This is a genomic window from Oleiphilus sp. HI0117, assembly GCF_001635235.1.
Genome location: NZ_LWGA01000218.1, coordinates 1 through 15,073, shown reverse-complemented (window position 1 = coordinate 15,073; position 15,073 = coordinate 1). Strand labels below are relative to the sequence as shown.

The following is a 15,073-nucleotide window of genomic DNA, read 5'->3' as shown; positions in this document are numbered from 1 at the left end:
TATTAAAACGCCTGTAGGCATTAAGATCGCCGGCCCGAGTTTGTCTGAGATCGAGAAAATCGGTAAACGATTAGAAGAAGTTTTACCTGAAGTGGAAGGTACGGCATCGGTGTACTCTGAACGCGTCGCCGGTGGTCGCTATGTAAAGATTGATATTGACCGTGAACGCGCAGCACGCTTTGGGATGAGTGTGGCGGATATTCAAGCAGTCGTGCGTGCTTCGATTGGCGGCATGAATATTACTGAAACGATCGAAGGTTTAGAGCGTTATCCGGTGAATCTGCGTTATCCGCAACATTATCGCGATTCCGAACAAAAACTGAAATTGCTGCCTATTGTCACTCCCGGAAAACAACACATTGCTTTGGCTGACGTGGCTGATGTTTATATCGCAGATGGTCCGCCGGGAATTAAGAGTGAAAATGCTCGTTTAAATGGTTGGACGCTTGTCGATATCGATGGGCGTGATCTGGGGTCATACGTCAAAGAAGCACAACAGATTGTTTCTGAACAAGTCGAAATTCCGGCGGGTTATTCCATCGCTTGGTCTGGCCAATACGAGTACATGCAACGAGCCGAGGAACGTCTGCGAGCTGTTGTGCCACTTACCTTGGCGATCATCATGCTACTTCTTTACATGAGCTTCCGTAACTTTTTGGAAGTACTCATCATTATGGGAACCGTACCATTTTCGTTAATCGGAGGGCTTTGGTTGATGTATTGGCTGGATTACAACATGTCGATAGCGGTTGCGGTTGGTTTTATCGCTCTCGCAGGTGTGGCTGTTGAGATCGGCGTACTGATGTTGGTTTATTTAAATCAATCCTATCAAGCCACCATTGAAAACGCCAAGCGAGATATGCGTTTGTTAACGAAGGAAGATATTCGTGAATCTGTCATGCAGGGAGCCGGGCTGCGGGTGCGCCCCATCTTGATGACGGTTCTCTCTCTGATGGTCGGTTTAATTCCAATCATGATGGGAACGGGCACAGGTTCTGAAGTAATGCAGCGTATTGCAGGGCCCATGATTGGCGGCATGATCAGCACCTTGGCCTTGAGTTTGATGTTAATTCCCGCGATTTTTTATGTGTGGAAACAGGTAACGCTCAAAAAAGAGAACAGTGACCTCACAGAAAACGATTCACAACTATCAAAATAAACACAGAAAGGATAATGAAAATGAAACTATCACTAACGAAATCAATAACTGGCTTTGCAGCTATCAGCGCAATCCTAATCACAGCTGCATGCGCAAATCATAGTCATGATGATGGCACAGGCCATATGCATGGCGAGAACCATATGTCAGCGGGAGATGGCCAGCACGATCACCACAAAATGATGCAAGAAAAGCATATGGGCGATACAGGAGGCCACGGTCACATGGGCGGTGAAATGAAGGAAGGTATGCATGGCGGACATCATGGAGAGGAACATGGCGCTCATGGTGGACACCATGGCGGGTCATTGGCGGGTAATCCTGGACAAGAAAATGATGTAGACCGAGTGATAAATGTTGAAGCGAACGATGCGATGCGCTTTGTCCATAAACCGTTCAATATTAAAAATGGTGAAACCATTAAGTTTGTGATCTCCAACAAAGGCGCAGTGCCGCATGAGTTCGCCATTGGTACTAAGGATGAGCATATGGAGCACGGGAAAATGATGATGAATAACCCGAATATGCATCACGGTCCGGGTGGTAATGCCATTACTGTCGCACCTGGAAAAACCGAAACGCTCATCTGGACATTCGAAGAAGCTTGGGAAGTAGAGGCTGCCTGCAATATTCCGGGTCATTACCAAGCGGGAATGCACAGCCCGGTAAAGTTTCGACCATAGAAACAAGAAATATAAATCCCGTTGAGAAATCCATTTAACACACTAACATCTAGGTTTTGTATACTTCTCAACCCAAATATAGTTGAACTAAGGGTTCGTTTTGTTGGCATTGTTACTTCTGGCAATCGCGTTAAGTATGGATGCGTTTGCTGTGTCTATTGGTTTAGGTTCAAAAAAAACGGTCGGCACACTAAAGCTTGCCACAATGTGCGCTATTTACTTCGGCCTTTTTCAGGGCCTTATGCCCCTTATTGGTTTTATAGGAGGTAAAGGTGTTCTCGTTTTTGCTGAAACCTATGCTCCCTGGGTATCGTTTATATTGCTTTTGATTATTGGTATTAAGATGATCTATGAAGCGCTTATTACTGGTGAAGAGAATGTCCCTTCTCATATAAGTCATCGTGCTATGTTCATTCTAGGTATTGCCACCAGTATCGACGCAATGGCGGCGGGCTTTTCCTTGACTTTGCTGAACGTTAACGGATTTCTAGCCTGTGCTTTCATAGCTATAACCACTGCACTATTTAGCTTTGCCGGAGTCTACCTTGGCGAGAAAACAGGCACTTGGCTCGAAAGTCGAGCTGAAGTGTTAGGTGGGACGATTTTGATATTGATCGGGTTAAAGGTCCTCTTAGGCTAAGACGGTCCAGCCTACTGTCATTCATAGAGAACTAAAAATTGTTTAAATAGGGTTCGAGAAATTATTAAGTAAAAACAATAAATAAAAGTGAGTACGAAGCTCTGGCCTCGTACTCGATTAAGCTACCAGGCTTTGTAGGGTAAGAACTTACCATTCATGGTTAAGACGACGCGATCACCTTTCGGGTTCTCTTCTTTTTCAACATCCATACTGAAGTCAATTGCGCTCATGATGCCGTCGCCAAACTTTTCTTGTATTACTTCTTTTAGCGTATCGCCGTAGACACCGACAATTTCATATAGCCGATAAATTAAAGGGTCTTGAGGAATGGATTGATCCCAGGTTTTAGTCGGGTATTCCATCAATGCAGGCTTTGCTTCGTCCGGTAAATCAAGTAAGGCACAAACCTTATCTGCAACGTCCTCGGGCATACTATTCATGCCCAGACAAGCTGAGGTGAGCCATACTGAGCCCATGCCGACTTCTTCTGCCATACCTTCCCAGGTAAGTTCTTTAGATTTTTTAGCTAATACAATTGCTTCGATCACTTCTTCTTTCTTCATCACAATCACCTTTATTTACTGTGTTGGTCAGCGTCAGGTTTGAGCTGAGGAATAAATTTCATAAAGGGCTTTTGCAAGCGCTATGCCATTGGAAATTGTTATTATTATTCAATAGATTAGCTAAAACCTATGCGTGTGATCTATCAGTGAGGGCCTTATTAGTGTGCACTGAAAGGCTTGTTTCGAAGAGAGAGCCCTGTCCTAAGGCACTGCTGAATCAAGGGACTTGTCTAGCTGATTGTAGTGAGCAAAATTTATCGTAGCTTCTTACGCCAAGCGGCGGGGCTTAGGCCATATTTTCGCTGAAATAAACGATTGAAGTGGCCAGGGTCTTGATAACCAACCTTCCATGATATTTCTGCGACACTTTGATCACTATGTTTGAGGTGCTCTTTTCCCTGCTCAATTTTTAAGTGTTGAATATAGCTAAGAGGTGATTCGCCCGTTGCTTCTTTAAAGCGACGTTTAAAGGTGCGTACACTCATATTTGCTTTTGTGGCAAGTTGCTCGATAGAAAGGGGCTCAATGAAGTGGATTTCAAGCCACTGCTGGATAGAGAGAATAGCGTCGTCTTGATGGTAGGTTTGTTTACCAATGGAGGCAAATTCGCCGGAGTAGGCTCGTCTGAAATCGACCAAAAAAGTACTTTCTACGGCTTCGCCAACCTCAGTGCAGGATAAGCGTGAAAGCAGATAGATCATGATCTCCATGGCTGCATTCATTCCTGCAGAGCAATACAGTTCCCCGGTAGCGGTAATAAAACGATCGGGGCGAAGATCGATTTTGGGGTACTTCTGTGCGAATTCTTCTTGCTTATGCCAATGCGTGGTACAGATTCGCTCATCCAAGAGCCCGGCCTCTGCCAGAAAGTAGGAACCGGTTGTCGCAGCCATAATCGGGATACCTTGCTCGTGCCACTCCCTAAGCTTTGGGTATAAGGGGCGCTGATCGATTAGCAGCGCTTCCATGTCACCCCAGATTCCATGAAGAATGACCAGGTCTGTATGTTTGATATCGCCTAGTGCCTGATCAGGTGTAATGCTTAAGCCGCTGAATGATGAAATAGCTTTGCCATCTAAGGTAACTAGCGAGATAGATATAGCCTCGCCCAAAAGCTTTTTTTGTAGCATGGAGGCAAAGGCAAATACATCATGACTAAGACCTAAACTTAAGCCCATTGCATTCTCGCAGGCATAAAGCGTGACATGTTTTAGCATCATAATCTCCGGAATATATTGGGGTATTATTTACCTTTATGGCCCGTTTGGCCATTTATATGACCTGAGTCACGCTGTTTCTTTTTGTCTTCGATTCTTAAGATTGCGTTAGTTAGATCTTATATTGGAGATGAGCATGAAATTCACGTCTGAACATGAAGCCTTACGCAAAACAGTGCGAGCCTTTGTTGATCAGGAAATGGACCCTTTTGTTGATGAGTGGGAGCAGGCAGGCAAAGCGCCTTTACATTCACTATTCAAGAAAATGGGTGACCTGGGCTTGTTGGGTATACATAAACCCGAAGCGAATGGTGGTGCAGGTTTAGATTATAGTTATAACCTGGTGTTTGCTGAGGAAATTGGCCGAGCCTATGGTGGTTCCTTGCCCATGGCGATTGGTGTGCAAACAGACATGGCCACGCCTGCTTTGGCTCGTTTTGGTAGTGATGAGTTAAAACGTGATTTTTTGGCGCCAGCCATCGCTGGAGATATGGTTGCTTGTATCGGGGTTAGTGAAGCTGGGGCAGGTTCAGATGTTGCAGGTTTAAAAACGACCGCTAAAAGTGACGGTGATGACTACCTTATCAATGGCAGTAAGATGTGGATCACGAATGCGACGCAAGGTGATTGGATTTGTTTACTTGCCAACACTTCTGAAGGCAGCGTTCATGCAAATAAATCAATGATCATTGTGCCTTTGGATTCACCGGGTATCGAGACCTCAAAGCCTTTGGATAAACTCGGTATGCGCGCCAGTGATACGGGGCAGATATTCTTTGATAATGTTCGCGTACCTAAGCGCTATCGAATAGGCGAACAGAACAAAGGTTTCGCTATGCAGATGATGCAGTTTCAAGAAGAGCGAATGTATGCCGCTGCGAGTTCACTAAAGGGAATGGAGCGAATTATCAGTGATACCCGGGATTGGTGCCGAGATAGGGAGACCTTTGGCCAGCCGATATTAAACAATCAGGTGGTGCACTTTCGCTTGGCAGAGTTGCAAACCGAAGTTGAGGCGCTCAGAGCGCTGACTTGGAGAGCTTGTCAGCAACATATTGAAGGTGAAGACGCGACCTACCTGGCATCCATGGCTAAATTAAAAATGGGCAGGTTATGGCGTGAAGTAAGTGATAGCTGCCTTCAATACTGGGGAGGCATGGGTTTTATGTGGGATAATCCTGCTGCCAGAGCCTATCGTGATACGCGGATACTATCGATAGCCGGTGGTAGTGATGAGATGATGCTCGGAATTATTGCCAAGCGTATGGGCACATTGCCGAGCCGACGGTAGAAGCGGTTCTGCCAAAAATAGCTTTTACATTGAGATAGAAAAAATGCAAATACCCGCCTTATTCGAAAACAAACTAAGCTTGCCTGTTATCTGCGCGCCGATGTTTTTGGTCTCTAGCCCTAAACTGGTGATCAATGCATGTAAAAACGGAGTCGTAGGCACGTTTCCCAGCTTCAATACCCGAACTCAGGACTTATTAGATACTTGGCTTGGCGAAATTAGCGAGGACTTGGCGCAGTTTGCTGAAGCTAACCCCGGCAAGCCTGTTGCCCCTTTCGGTGTTAATCTGGTTGTACATCCCTCAAATACGCGTTTACCGAGTGACCGAGAAGTGGTCAAGAAGCATAAGGTTCCTTTTGTCATTACCAGTCAGGGCAACCCTGCAGAGATAGTGAAGGAAGTGCATGAGTGGGGCGGTGTTGTCTTTCATGATGTGATTCGTGCAGAGCATGCGAAGAAAGCAATTGCTGCGGGTGTGGATGGAATTATTGTTGTCTCGGCAGGAGCAGGAGGCCATGCGGGTACCATTAACCCCTTTGCTTTGGTGAGAGAAATTCGAGAATTTTGGGACGGCCCTTTGGCTTTGGCCGGTGCTGTGAATGATGGCTACGGTATACGTGCAGCTGAAGTGCTGGGAGCAGACTTTGCTTATATGGGAACACGCTTTATAGCCACCGAAGAAGCCGAGGTAGACCCTGACTACAAAAAGATGTTGGTTGAATCAGGGATTAAAGATTTGATCTTCACAGATACCTTTACTGGCGTGAAGTGTAACTTCCTTAAGCCGTCAATTGAGCGTGCTGGCGTTGACTTGGCAAGTTACCAGGCCAAGGAAAGTGTCGATCTTGATTTGGCAGGTAGTAATGCATGGAAGGACTTTTGGAGTGCTGGTGAAGGCGTATCGGGCATTCACACAATTAAATCGATGGCTGATTTAGTAAAGGAGTTAAAGGTAGAGTACCTGGGCGCAGTTGAAAAGCCGGGCTTTGCCAAGTAAAGGTTATAGTACGGTTAAGCTTGGCGCTGACGATACTGGGCAGGCGATACGTCCGCCCAGCGCGTAAATGAAAGCGAATGTGATTTCACTTACGATGTGTTTGAGGGGTTGTTTCACGTCTTTAAGATATTTGCTCCACGTGTTAGAGAGGCAGATACTGCGCTACAACAGATCGCATTATTTGTCCGGAAAATATTGCGAGCACTTACTCGTCTTTGTACTTGTCAGCGATTGCCAGGAATAAGTGGCAGTTATCCAGAAAGGCATCAAGCATTACCGGGTCAAAATGCTGAGCTCTGCCCTCGCGCATAATCTCTAAAGCTTGTTCATGTGTCATGGCGCTTTTGTAACAACGCTTGGAGATCAAGGCATCATACACATCGGCAATCGCCATTAAGCGTGCAGATAATGGGATAGCTTCTTTGCTTAGCCCTTTAGGGTAGCCAGAGCCATCCCACTTTTCATGATGACATTAAGCGATTTCCTGTGCATATTTCAGGAAGCAATCGCCCTCTTGTGTCCTATTTGATAATTGACGAGCTTTTTGCAGGGCATCGCCGCCTAAAGAAGCGTGACTGCGCATGATCTCCCATTCTTCTGCATCCAGCTTTCCGGGCTTAAGTAGTATTCGATCGGGGATCCCTACCTTTCCAACATCATGCAATGGTGCTGTTCGGAACATTGCATCGATAGCTTCGTCATCTAACTCATCTTTATATTCGGGTAAGTCGCGCACCAGTTCTGCAAGTTGTTTAACGTAATGTTGGGTACGAACGATATGTAATCCGGTTTCCTGGTCACGGGTTTCGGCGAGCGTGGTGAGTGCGTTGATAACGACTTCCTGGGTATATCTAATTTCTTCAGTACGCTCTTGAACGTGTTGTTCAAGTAGCTGATTTTGCTCGGCAAGGGATTTCTTGGCAGCCCGCAAGGTAAGCTGGGTACGAATTCGAGCCAAGACAATGGGGGCTGAAATGGGCTTGGTAATATAGTCGACGGCACCATGGGCCAAGCCCGCGGCTTCGTCACAAACTTGGTTCATTGCGGTAACGAAGATTACGCGAATGTCGGACCACTCATCATGTTCTTTGATGCGGTCAAGCACCTCCATGCCCGACATACCAGGCATATTGACATCGAGCAAGATCAGTTCGATAGACTCATGCTGCTGCTCGAGCTGTTGTAATGCCTGAGTGCCATTAGTGGCGGCAATAAGATCGAACTCGGATTTGAGTGCTTCAGAAAGTAGACGTAAATTGATAGGTTCATCATCAACTATCATAATGAGCGGCTTGCTCATAGATATATCCTTTTAAGTAATTGTCCTAGAGTGCCTTGGTGCTAAAAACTATGCTATATAAGTATGCAGAGGATAGATCCGATGTCCAATAATTGCTGTTTCAATAAGTCGTGTAATTGATAAAGACACACGTTAAAATCGACAAATTCACTAAAATATAACAAAAGGCATAAATCATAAATGAGTGAACATGATTCTTCTTCCATCTTGTCATTAGTCGAAGCTCGTATTTTGGGGGCCTTGATGGAGAAACAGCTAACCACACCCGATGTCTATCCTTTAACGCTCAATAGCCTGGTGACAGCCTGCAATCAGAAAACTAGCCGTGAACCGGTGATGGATCTTTCTGAAGGTGATGTTCAACAGAGCCTTTATGACTTACAGAAGCGGGCCTTGGTAAAATTTGAGTACGGTTCAAGAGCGGATAAATATGACCAGCGTCTGACGCGTGAATATCATATGAATGACGCAGAGCACGCTATCTTTTGCATGCTCTTGCTGCGAGGCCCGCAGACGGTGAATGAGCTTCTCACCCGAACCCGCAGAATGTATGAGTTTTCAGGGCCAGAAGAACTAATTGCTTTAGTCGATAAGCTGCTAAACAGAACAACACCATTGATGTGTCGCTTACCGTCGTCTGCCGGACAGCGGGAAGATCGTTATATGCACCTGCTCAGTGGGGAGCCTGATATGACGCAAATACAAGAGCCTTCAACACCAGTAAGCGACTCTTCAGCGTCTTCAGATGAGCTCTTCGCTCGAATTGAAGAGCTTGAGAAACAAGTCGCTTGGCTGATGGAGCAGAAGCAGTAAGCAAACACTAATAATAGCGAATAGAGCGAAGGCTAAAATAAGCTTTCGTGACGGTCGATATTAGAAAGCGGAATCGTGATAAATGGCAGGCCTAGGGCATCGGTCTTCACCTTGGCCTGTAAGACTTGGCTACGATTTTCGCTGCCGGTTTCGCCGATGTAGTAATACATTTCTGCGATACCGTGGAATTTCTCTAAAGTGATGATGTTTAGCTGAGTGTTTTCAGCGACCCCTGGAACATAGCCAAAGGGTATGGCAATACCAAAGTTGTCCAAGTCTGTGCCAAGAGAGGTGTAGAAGGCTGTCATCACCTGTTCAGACTCTTCTTGTGTGGCCACAACATTGATACCGAAACGGCTTTCTAACTCAATCGCCAAACGTTTGTCGGCATAAGCTTTAAGGGGTGAATCACTTAAAAAGTAAGAGTTGATATAAACGTTTTTACCTTCGAGTGCATCTAGCTTTTCATCTTCAATACTTCTGACCAGATCATCGATGCTATGTGTGACTAAGCGCTGAGCGGTAGAGCCGCCCAAGGTTCCTTGTAAGTCACGGGTTGAGCATGCTGTAAGCACTAAGCATATAAGAAATAATAATGAGAGACGCATTGCGATATTCCACTTTGAATTATAAAAAGTCTAAAGTAGCTTAAGAGACTGAAAGATGGAAGGGGGTAAATGGGCTAGGTAGTCTTAGTCTATTCCAAGTAGCTTATGCATTTGTAATGTTAAGCGCCATTGAGGGTGGCTCAGACAATAGTCGAGCGCTAAACGGGTATTGTTTATTTTGTCTGGGTCTTCACCAAAGCGCACAGCGGGGCTGGCCATGGGCGATAAAAAATAGTGATCAGCGGGGAAGTCTTGATAGGTTTCAGGTAGTGCGTCGCTCTGAGGATAAACCAGCTTTAGTTCATCACAGCGATCAAAAACAATGCTTGATTTGCCTTTTGGGCTAAGGCATACCCAGTCAATACCCTCAGGAAGAGGGAGCGTGCCGTTGCTCTCAATAGCGATCTCAAAACCTAGCTGATGCATCAACTCTATCAGTTTTGGGTCAAGCTGAAGTAGTGGTTCTCCGCCAGTGAAGATAACGTAGGGTTTGGCTATACTCTTACGGCTTGAAGAAGAGCTGGCGAGTACTTGATTGCTGTCCCAGAGTGATTGAATTTTTGTTGCCAATGCTTGGGCATTAGCAAACTCGCCACCATTTTGCCCATCTGTGCCAAGAATATCTGTGTCGCAGAAATTGCACACAGCGTCTGCCCGGCTATCTTCTCTCCCATTCCATAAATTGCACTTACTAAAACGACAAAATACAGCTGCACGCCCTGCACGAGCGCCTTCGCCTTGCAGGCTGTAAAACATCTCTTTAATTCGATATTGCTGTTTACTGCTTTTTGTCACGGTCTTTTTGTGCTCTGGTAAGGGGCTTAGAGAGGGCCTTAATGACTTAAGGTCTTCTCAGGGCTATTTGCTGAAGTGTACTGGTATGAGCGAAATGAATGGCTTTTAGTTTTCGCCGGTAATCGCTTTCAGTGTTTCGTTACGAGATTCCATCATATCACGGACGGCTTTTGCGTCACTCATTGCATTGAATGCATCATCAGCTGTTAGTTGGCCATCTGCCAGGGTTTCTGACATTTTGGGTTGTGGTGCATAGGCTGAGGTAGACTCTTCGTCCGACTCGATTTTCACACTTTGGATAATATTAACATTGGTGTTTACATTCATGGTTGATACGTTCTGAGCCCCTGCTGGGGGTCTATCACCATAGTGCCACATGCCTGTTGCGTCTTGCCATTTGTAGAAGGACACTTTGTTACTGCTGCTTGAGCTGGTTGTCGAGCTCGAGCTTTCATTGCCGGTAAGGCTGTCGGGTAGTATTTTATCAGGAATCAGGTCGGCAGACGTCGGCATGGCGAGTGTAGGCTTACCATTGTCCATCTTAAAGAAAAAAGGCAAGATGATTGCGGCGGCAAGAATGCTGATGGTAATAAAACGAGAAATCATTTTCATGGTGACAAGTTCCTGTGTCTTTGTGCTATTAAGATCATGTTTTGTGTTGTTAATAGCTAATATTGTGTTTACAAATTTGTGACTGGATTTCAGAGTCGGAGCAATTTGGTAAACAAGTTCGAATACATAATAATAGATGTGATTTCGGCAGCCTGCTAGCTAATAAATTACCAATCAGAATATCGATCGTGTCTCCGTTCTGCTCAAATGGAATCGTCTGAGATAGCTTAAACAGTAAAGCATGTTCGACTTGTTCGGCTTGCAGCTCGTTTTGCTGAACGTCCTTTCTTAGCGCACCTTTGGGTAGACTTTTTCTTACCTGCCTAAGTGGTGCAACGACTTGTTCGTGCCAAGAGTCTAGCTCTTCGTTGATGTTGGGTAGCAGCGGTGTAATATTCTTTTTCATAAGCCCAGCCCACATTGCAAAGAGTGATAGGTTGACGCGAAAGCCTTGGGCATCTTGTAGGTCTAATAAGGTGTCTTGCAGTGTTTTATTCTTCCACAGCTTAAGTGAACATAGCCAAAATTCATTCTCTAGAGAGAGGGCGTTCATTTCTGCTGCCGATATTGCGGTGATAGAGGGGCGGCTATGAGTCATTTGGTTAGAGCATATTTGATAAGTGTAAATCGAAATAAATCCATAGGAATTTATCGGCATCTTAGGATTGATGTTGCGTAGGATATCCGCTACCGTCTGCGCCATCCAGACATATCTTATCAGTAAAGGCAGGTTTCCTGAATGTTAAAGATCGATGCATTGACCCTACGAAGAGGCCCGGAGCCTTTATTAGCCGAGGCGAATGCCCTTGTGCATGCCGGTCAACGTGTGGCGATTATTGGCGCCAACGGGGCAGGAAAAACAAGCTTGTTTAAACTTATCTTAGGCGAACTTAGCCCGGATTCGGGTGCCTATTCTTTGCCCGGTAACTGCCGTGTTTCTCATATGGCTCAGGAAGTCACAGCAGGAGAGCGAACGGCTAAAGATTATGTGCTCGATGGCCATCAGCAGCTCCGTAGTCTGGAGGCTGAATTAAAACAAGCTGAAGCCGCACACGATGACCATAAAATTGCTGAACTCCATGGAGAGCTGGAGCACATAGGTGCCTATGAAGCACCAGTTATCGTGGAAAAGTTACTGCATGGTTTGGGATTTGATCAGAAAGACATGCAGCGCCCGGTTAATGACTTCTCTGGTGGTTGGCGAATTCGTTTGAATTTGGCGCAAGCACTGATGTGCCCTTCTGACCTATTGTTGCTGGATGAGCCGACGAACCACTTGGATCTAGATGCGATGCTCTGGCTGGAGCAATGGCTGAAACGTTACGAAGGTACGGTGTTATTCATTTCTCATGACCGTGACTTCATTGATGCCGTGTCGACACATATTCTTCACTTCGAACACAAGCAGCTGAATCAATATACAGGAACTTATAGTGAGTTCGAGACGCAGCGTGCTCAAAAGCTTGCTCAGCAGCAATCTCAGTATGAAAAGCAGCAGCAGCGTATTAGCGAAATTCAGTCTTTTGTAAATCGCTTTAAAGCGAAAGCGACCAAGGCAAAACAGGCTCAGAGTCGTGTTAAAGAACTTGCTAGAATGGAGCTTATTGCCCCGGCTCATATTGATTCACCGTTTAACTTTAGCTTTCCTGAGAGCGACAAAATATCTAGCCCATTACTAAGCATTCAAAAAGCAGACTTGGGCTATGAGCAGAAAGCAGTGCTCGAAGATTTTACTACCAGCATCTTACCGGGTACACGAGTAGGCCTTCTAGGGCCAAACGGTGCCGGTAAGTCGACTTTAATCAAAAGCCTGGTAGGTGATTTAGCTCAGCTTAGTGGTCAGCGTGCAGAAGGAGAGCACCTTCGAATTGGCTATTTTGCCCAGCACCAGTTGGAAGCCTTGGATCTGAGCGCGAGCCCTTTCTTGCACTTGCAGAGAATTAACCCAAAAGCGACGGATCAAGAAATTCGTAACTTTTTAGGTGGTTTTGATTTTAGAGGCGACGCTGCATTGGAGACCATCGAGCGTTTCTCGGGTGGAGAAAAAGCTCGCTTGGCTTTGGCGATTATTGCTTGGCAGAAACCAAACCTTCTAATGCTTGATGAACCGACTAACCACTTGGATTTGGAAATGCGTCATGCGCTGACGATGGCTTTGCAGGCTTTCCAGGGAGCAATATTGGTAGTTTCGCATGATCGTCATTTACTAAAGAATACCGTCGACACCTTCTGGCTGGTGGCAAACGGGAAAGTCGAAGAGTTTAAAGGCGACCTGCACGATTACGAAGTTTGGTTGCAAGACTTCCATAAAGAGTCGAGTAAAACTGAAACTGTAGAGACAGACAGTGCAGACAAGCAAAATGAATCAGCGGAAGATAAAAAGGAACGCAAGCGTATCGCTGCGGAGCTTCGTCAGAAATTGAGCCCACTGAAGAAAAAGCTCAAAACCGCAGAAAAGGCGATGGAGAAGCACCAAGAAGCTTTAGCTGAGCTCGAAGAGAAACTCGCTGCCCCAGAGATTTATCAAGCTGAAAATAAAGCCAAGTTGAAAGAATTGATGGATGAGCAGGCAACACATAAAGTCGGTTTAGAAGAATCCGAGATGGAATGGTTTGAACTGAGTGAAGAGATCGAAACGGCCGAGAGCCAGATGTAGTTTTTTCTCAAAGCTTGGTTTTAGTGTAGGCAGAGAGCTCCGTCTTTTGCAGGATCAATCTCGTGCTAGCCCGCTTGCGAGCCGTGGAAGGCTCTGCCTACAAGTTTGTGGATTCACAGGTAGCGGGCAAATAACGATTATCGTAGGCAGAGGGTTCCATCCCTCGCAGGTCGATGCCCCGTGCTAGGCGTGGAAGCCTCTGCTTACAGATGCTTCTACTTGGCCTTTAATGCCTCACCCGAAAATGAAATGCCTTTCCAGCCTTGAGTAATAAAGTTGCGAATGTTTTGGTGGTCATTGCCCTCAGGGTTCTTGAGCACATCTTCGCGATAGTATTGACCAAAACAAGTTAGAGTTTGTTGCTCATCCAGGTTTTGAAGCTGGGCAAAAGCAAAGAGTTTGCAGGAGCCCGAGTTCTGCCCTGCCTCATTGGCTTGCTCGCCATTTTGAAAGGCTGTGGGTGTAAATTCATATAGCTCGTCAATAATTGCCATTGTATCTTCAAACTGAATGCTGCTTGCATCTTGGTTTAAACGTTGGACGAAAGTCTCTAAATTAGACAAAGTTTTCTCCCTGGGTGGTGAATATAATGAATTTTATATGATATCACTTTACTTGCCGGATTTTTCCAATTAAACTTCGCGCCCCTAAGTGGAACTGTGTCTATATTTTGATCGCTGTGCCAGTAAGCCAAGCTTGCTGAAATGTGCACTGCAGCCATAGCTCAGTAAGAATTTATCAATATAACTTTATTGGAACAGGTAATTTTAATGCCTTCTGTAAAATTGAAAGAAAACGAGCCATTTGATATCGCTCTTCGTCGTTTTAAGCGTACTTGTGAAAAAGCAGGTGTTTTGTCTGAAGTTCGTCGTCGTGAATTCTACGAGAAGCCTACTTCTGTACGTAAGCGTAAAGCAGCTGCAGCTGTTAAGCGTCACGCGAAGAAGGTTCAGCGCGAAACAAAACGTTTCGAAAGACTGTACTAAGATTTGTCACCACTCTTTGTCTATATTTTAGATAAAGAGAATGTGAGCGATAAAACGACAAGGTCTAGGATAATGATATTCTAGCCTATTGTTGTTTTTTGCGTTTTAAGCAGATAAAACTTTACCCTTGCTCTATCAGGTTGATCGCGATATGCGAGTGTCTTGGTACGGTCGTTATGCAGGTAGGGTTCTACAGCAATGTAATTAGATGGAGTTTAGTGTGAGCGAAGCCGGTGCAAGTACTTTAAAGGCAAGTATTACCTCTGCAATGAAAGAGGCAATGAAAGCTCGCGCAAAAGAGCGTCTAGCGACTATCCGTTTAATTCTGGCTGAGTTTAAGCGTATCGAAGTTGATGAGCGTATAGAGTTAGATGATGCTCGTGTGCTTGCTGTGCTAGATAAAATGCTTAAACAGCGTCGAGATTCAATTAGTCAGTACGAAGCAGCAAGCCGCCAAGATCTTGCGGATGTAGAAGCTGGCGAAATCGCTGTGATTGAGACGTTTCTACCCGCGGCACTGACTGCCGAGGAAATTGATGCTTTGGTCGCCGAGGCAGTGGCGAGCTCTGGAGCAGAATCAGTTCGGGATATGGGCAAGGTGATGGCGGTGCTTAAGCCTCAGCTTCAAGGTCGAGCTGACGTCGGTAAGGTAAGCCAGATCGTTAAGCAGCGCTTAGCTAGCTAGACTTCAATTCCAATTATCTCTTGAACAGAGCGGGTCTACTACAAGGTAGTCATTTAGTCTTTGTTTCA

General features: G+C 45.6%; 17 protein-coding genes and 1 pseudogene. 9 read left to right on the top strand and 9 right to left on the bottom strand.

Translation table 11 applies throughout. From position 1 onward, the window contains the following. From A3757_RS02780 to A3757_RS02770, 3 genes are all read left to right on the top strand, one after another. On the top strand, positions 1 to 1,159 hold a 1,159-nt coding region (locus A3757_RS02780; RefSeq protein ID WP_197469684.1), incomplete at its 5' end, for an efflux RND transporter permease subunit. Positions 1,160 to 1,179: 20 nt separating this feature from the next. Further along, positions 1,180 to 1,842 (top strand): plastocyanin/azurin family copper-binding protein, encoded by a 663-nt coding sequence (locus tag A3757_RS02775; protein WP_068554525.1) that lies wholly within the window; start codon positions 1,180 to 1,182, stop codon positions 1,840 to 1,842. Between the two features lie 103 nt (positions 1,843 to 1,945). Beyond that, on the top strand, positions 1,946 to 2,482 hold the full coding sequence (locus A3757_RS02770; protein ID WP_231872306.1) for a manganese efflux pump MntP family protein: 537 nt from the start codon (positions 1,946 to 1,948) through the stop codon (positions 2,480 to 2,482). 122 nt (positions 2,483 to 2,604) lie between these two features. On the opposite strand, the gene cynS is transcribed toward A3757_RS02770, so the two are convergent. Further along, the gene (cynS, locus tag A3757_RS02765) at positions 2,605 to 3,045 is read right to left on the bottom strand and encodes a cyanase (RefSeq protein WP_068554530.1); all 441 of its coding nucleotides are present in this window, start codon (positions 3,043 to 3,045) and stop codon (positions 2,605 to 2,607) included. Positions 3,046 to 3,299: 254 nt separating this feature from the next. Then, positions 3,300 to 4,265 (bottom strand): GlxA family transcriptional regulator, encoded by a 966-nt coding sequence (locus tag A3757_RS02760; RefSeq protein WP_197469683.1) that lies wholly within the window; start codon positions 4,263 to 4,265, stop codon positions 3,300 to 3,302. A gap of 133 nt (positions 4,266 to 4,398) precedes the next feature. Between A3757_RS02760 and A3757_RS02755 the strand changes: the two genes are divergently transcribed. Then, the gene (locus A3757_RS02755) at positions 4,399 to 5,553 is read left to right on the top strand and encodes an acyl-CoA dehydrogenase family protein (RefSeq protein WP_068554534.1); all 1,155 of its coding nucleotides are present in this window, start codon (positions 4,399 to 4,401) and stop codon (positions 5,551 to 5,553) included. Positions 5,554 to 5,596: 43 nt separating this feature from the next. Further along, positions 5,597 to 6,550, top strand: coding sequence for a nitronate monooxygenase family protein (locus tag A3757_RS02750; RefSeq protein WP_068554536.1), 954 nt, complete (start codon positions 5,597 to 5,599; stop codon positions 6,548 to 6,550). Positions 6,551 to 6,755: 205 nt separating this feature from the next. On the opposite strand, the pseudogene A3757_RS26180 reads toward A3757_RS02750, so the two are convergent. Together A3757_RS26180 and A3757_RS02745 are read right to left on the bottom strand one after the other, a co-directional pair. Beyond that, positions 6,756 to 7,007 (bottom strand): annotated as a pseudogene (locus tag A3757_RS26180) (HD-GYP domain-containing protein); the annotation flags it as partial. A 15-nt stretch (positions 7,008 to 7,022) separates the two neighbouring features. Beyond that, positions 7,023 to 7,850, bottom strand: coding sequence for a two-component system response regulator (locus A3757_RS02745; protein ID WP_197469682.1), 828 nt, complete (start codon positions 7,848 to 7,850; stop codon positions 7,023 to 7,025). A 180-nt stretch (positions 7,851 to 8,030) separates the two neighbouring features. Between A3757_RS02745 and A3757_RS02740 the strand changes: the two genes are divergently transcribed. Continuing rightward, positions 8,031 to 8,663, top strand: coding sequence for a YceH family protein (locus A3757_RS02740; RefSeq protein WP_068507027.1), 633 nt, complete (start codon positions 8,031 to 8,033; stop codon positions 8,661 to 8,663). Positions 8,664 to 8,695: 32 nt separating this feature from the next. Here the strand turns inward: A3757_RS02740 and A3757_RS02735 are convergent, their stop codons facing one another. From A3757_RS02735 to A3757_RS02720, 4 genes are all read right to left on the bottom strand, one after another. Then, positions 8,696 to 9,271, bottom strand: a complete 576-nt coding sequence (locus tag A3757_RS02735; protein ID WP_068554538.1) for a hypothetical protein — start codon at positions 9,269 to 9,271, stop codon at positions 8,696 to 8,698. A gap of 84 nt (positions 9,272 to 9,355) precedes the next feature. Further along, a complete protein-coding gene (gene queE, locus A3757_RS02730; protein ID WP_068554540.1) occupies positions 9,356 to 10,027 on the bottom strand; it encodes a 7-carboxy-7-deazaguanine synthase in 672 nt (223 codons plus the stop codon). A gap of 144 nt (positions 10,028 to 10,171) precedes the next feature. Then, positions 10,172 to 10,678, bottom strand: a complete 507-nt coding sequence (locus A3757_RS02725; protein ID WP_068507034.1) for a DUF4124 domain-containing protein — start codon at positions 10,676 to 10,678, stop codon at positions 10,172 to 10,174. Between the two features lie 49 nt (positions 10,679 to 10,727). After that, positions 10,728 to 11,381 (bottom strand): DUF2390 domain-containing protein, encoded by a 654-nt coding sequence (locus tag A3757_RS02720; RefSeq protein ID WP_068507042.1) that lies wholly within the window; start codon positions 11,379 to 11,381, stop codon positions 10,728 to 10,730. A 36-nt stretch (positions 11,382 to 11,417) separates the two neighbouring features. Between A3757_RS02720 and A3757_RS02715 the strand changes: the two genes are divergently transcribed. Next, positions 11,418 to 13,334 carry an ATP-binding cassette domain-containing protein gene (locus A3757_RS02715; protein WP_068507044.1) on the top strand — a complete coding sequence of 639 codons (1,917 nt, stop codon included), beginning with the start codon at positions 11,418 to 11,420 and terminating at the stop codon, positions 13,332 to 13,334. A gap of 215 nt (positions 13,335 to 13,549) precedes the next feature. Here the strand turns inward: A3757_RS02715 and A3757_RS02710 are convergent, their stop codons facing one another. Beyond that, entirely contained in the window at positions 13,550 to 13,897 is a 348-nt protein-coding gene (locus A3757_RS02710) for a HopJ type III effector protein (RefSeq protein WP_068507046.1), read from the bottom strand. Positions 13,898 to 14,104: 207 nt separating this feature from the next. On the opposite strand from A3757_RS02710, the gene rpsU reads away from it, so the two are divergent. Further along, positions 14,105 to 14,320 (top strand): 30S ribosomal protein S21, encoded by a 216-nt coding sequence (rpsU, locus tag A3757_RS02705; protein WP_068507050.1) that lies wholly within the window; start codon positions 14,105 to 14,107, stop codon positions 14,318 to 14,320. 220 nt (positions 14,321 to 14,540) lie between these two features. Then, positions 14,541 to 15,005 carry a GatB/YqeY domain-containing protein gene (locus A3757_RS02700; protein ID WP_255374951.1) on the top strand — a complete coding sequence of 155 codons (465 nt, stop codon included), beginning with the start codon at positions 14,541 to 14,543 and terminating at the stop codon, positions 15,003 to 15,005. The last annotated feature ends 68 nt before the right edge of the window (positions 15,006 to 15,073 follow it).

Excerpts from the sequence above, each read along its gene's own strand:
- A3757_RS02760 (WP_197469683.1), bottom strand. The coding sequence starts at position 4,265 with ATGATGCTAAAACATGTCACGCTTTATGCCTGCGAGAATGCAATGGGC.
- A3757_RS02740 (WP_068507027.1), top strand. The coding sequence starts at position 8,031 with ATGAGTGAACATGATTCTTCTTCCATCTTGTCATTAGTCGAAGCTCGT.
- A3757_RS02715 (WP_068507044.1), top strand. The coding sequence starts at position 11,418 with ATGTTAAAGATCGATGCATTGACCCTACGAAGAGGCCCGGAGCCTTTA.
- A3757_RS02720 (WP_068507042.1), bottom strand. The coding sequence starts at position 11,381 with ATGGCGCAGACGGTAGCGGATATCCTACGCAACATCAATCCTAAGATG.
- A3757_RS02725 (WP_068507034.1), bottom strand. The coding sequence starts at position 10,678 with ATGAAAATGATTTCTCGTTTTATTACCATCAGCATTCTTGCCGCCGCA.
- A3757_RS02750 (WP_068554536.1), top strand. The coding sequence starts at position 5,597 with ATGCAAATACCCGCCTTATTCGAAAACAAACTAAGCTTGCCTGTTATC.
- rpsU (WP_068507050.1), top strand. The coding sequence starts at position 14,105 with ATGCCTTCTGTAAAATTGAAAGAAAACGAGCCATTTGATATCGCTCTT.
- A3757_RS02755 (WP_068554534.1), top strand. The coding sequence starts at position 4,399 with ATGAAATTCACGTCTGAACATGAAGCCTTACGCAAAACAGTGCGAGCC.
- cynS (WP_068554530.1), bottom strand. The coding sequence starts at position 3,045 with ATGAAGAAAGAAGAAGTGATCGAAGCAATTGTATTAGCTAAAAAATCT.
- queE (WP_068554540.1), bottom strand. The coding sequence starts at position 10,027 with ATGTTTTACAGCCTGCAAGGCGAAGGCGCTCGTGCAGGGCGTGCAGCT.
- A3757_RS02775 (WP_068554525.1), top strand. The coding sequence starts at position 1,180 with ATGAAACTATCACTAACGAAATCAATAACTGGCTTTGCAGCTATCAGC.
- A3757_RS02735 (WP_068554538.1), bottom strand. The coding sequence starts at position 9,271 with ATGCGTCTCTCATTATTATTTCTTATATGCTTAGTGCTTACAGCATGC.
- A3757_RS02745 (WP_197469682.1), bottom strand. The coding sequence starts at position 7,850 with ATGAGCAAGCCGCTCATTATGATAGTTGATGATGAACCTATCAATTTA.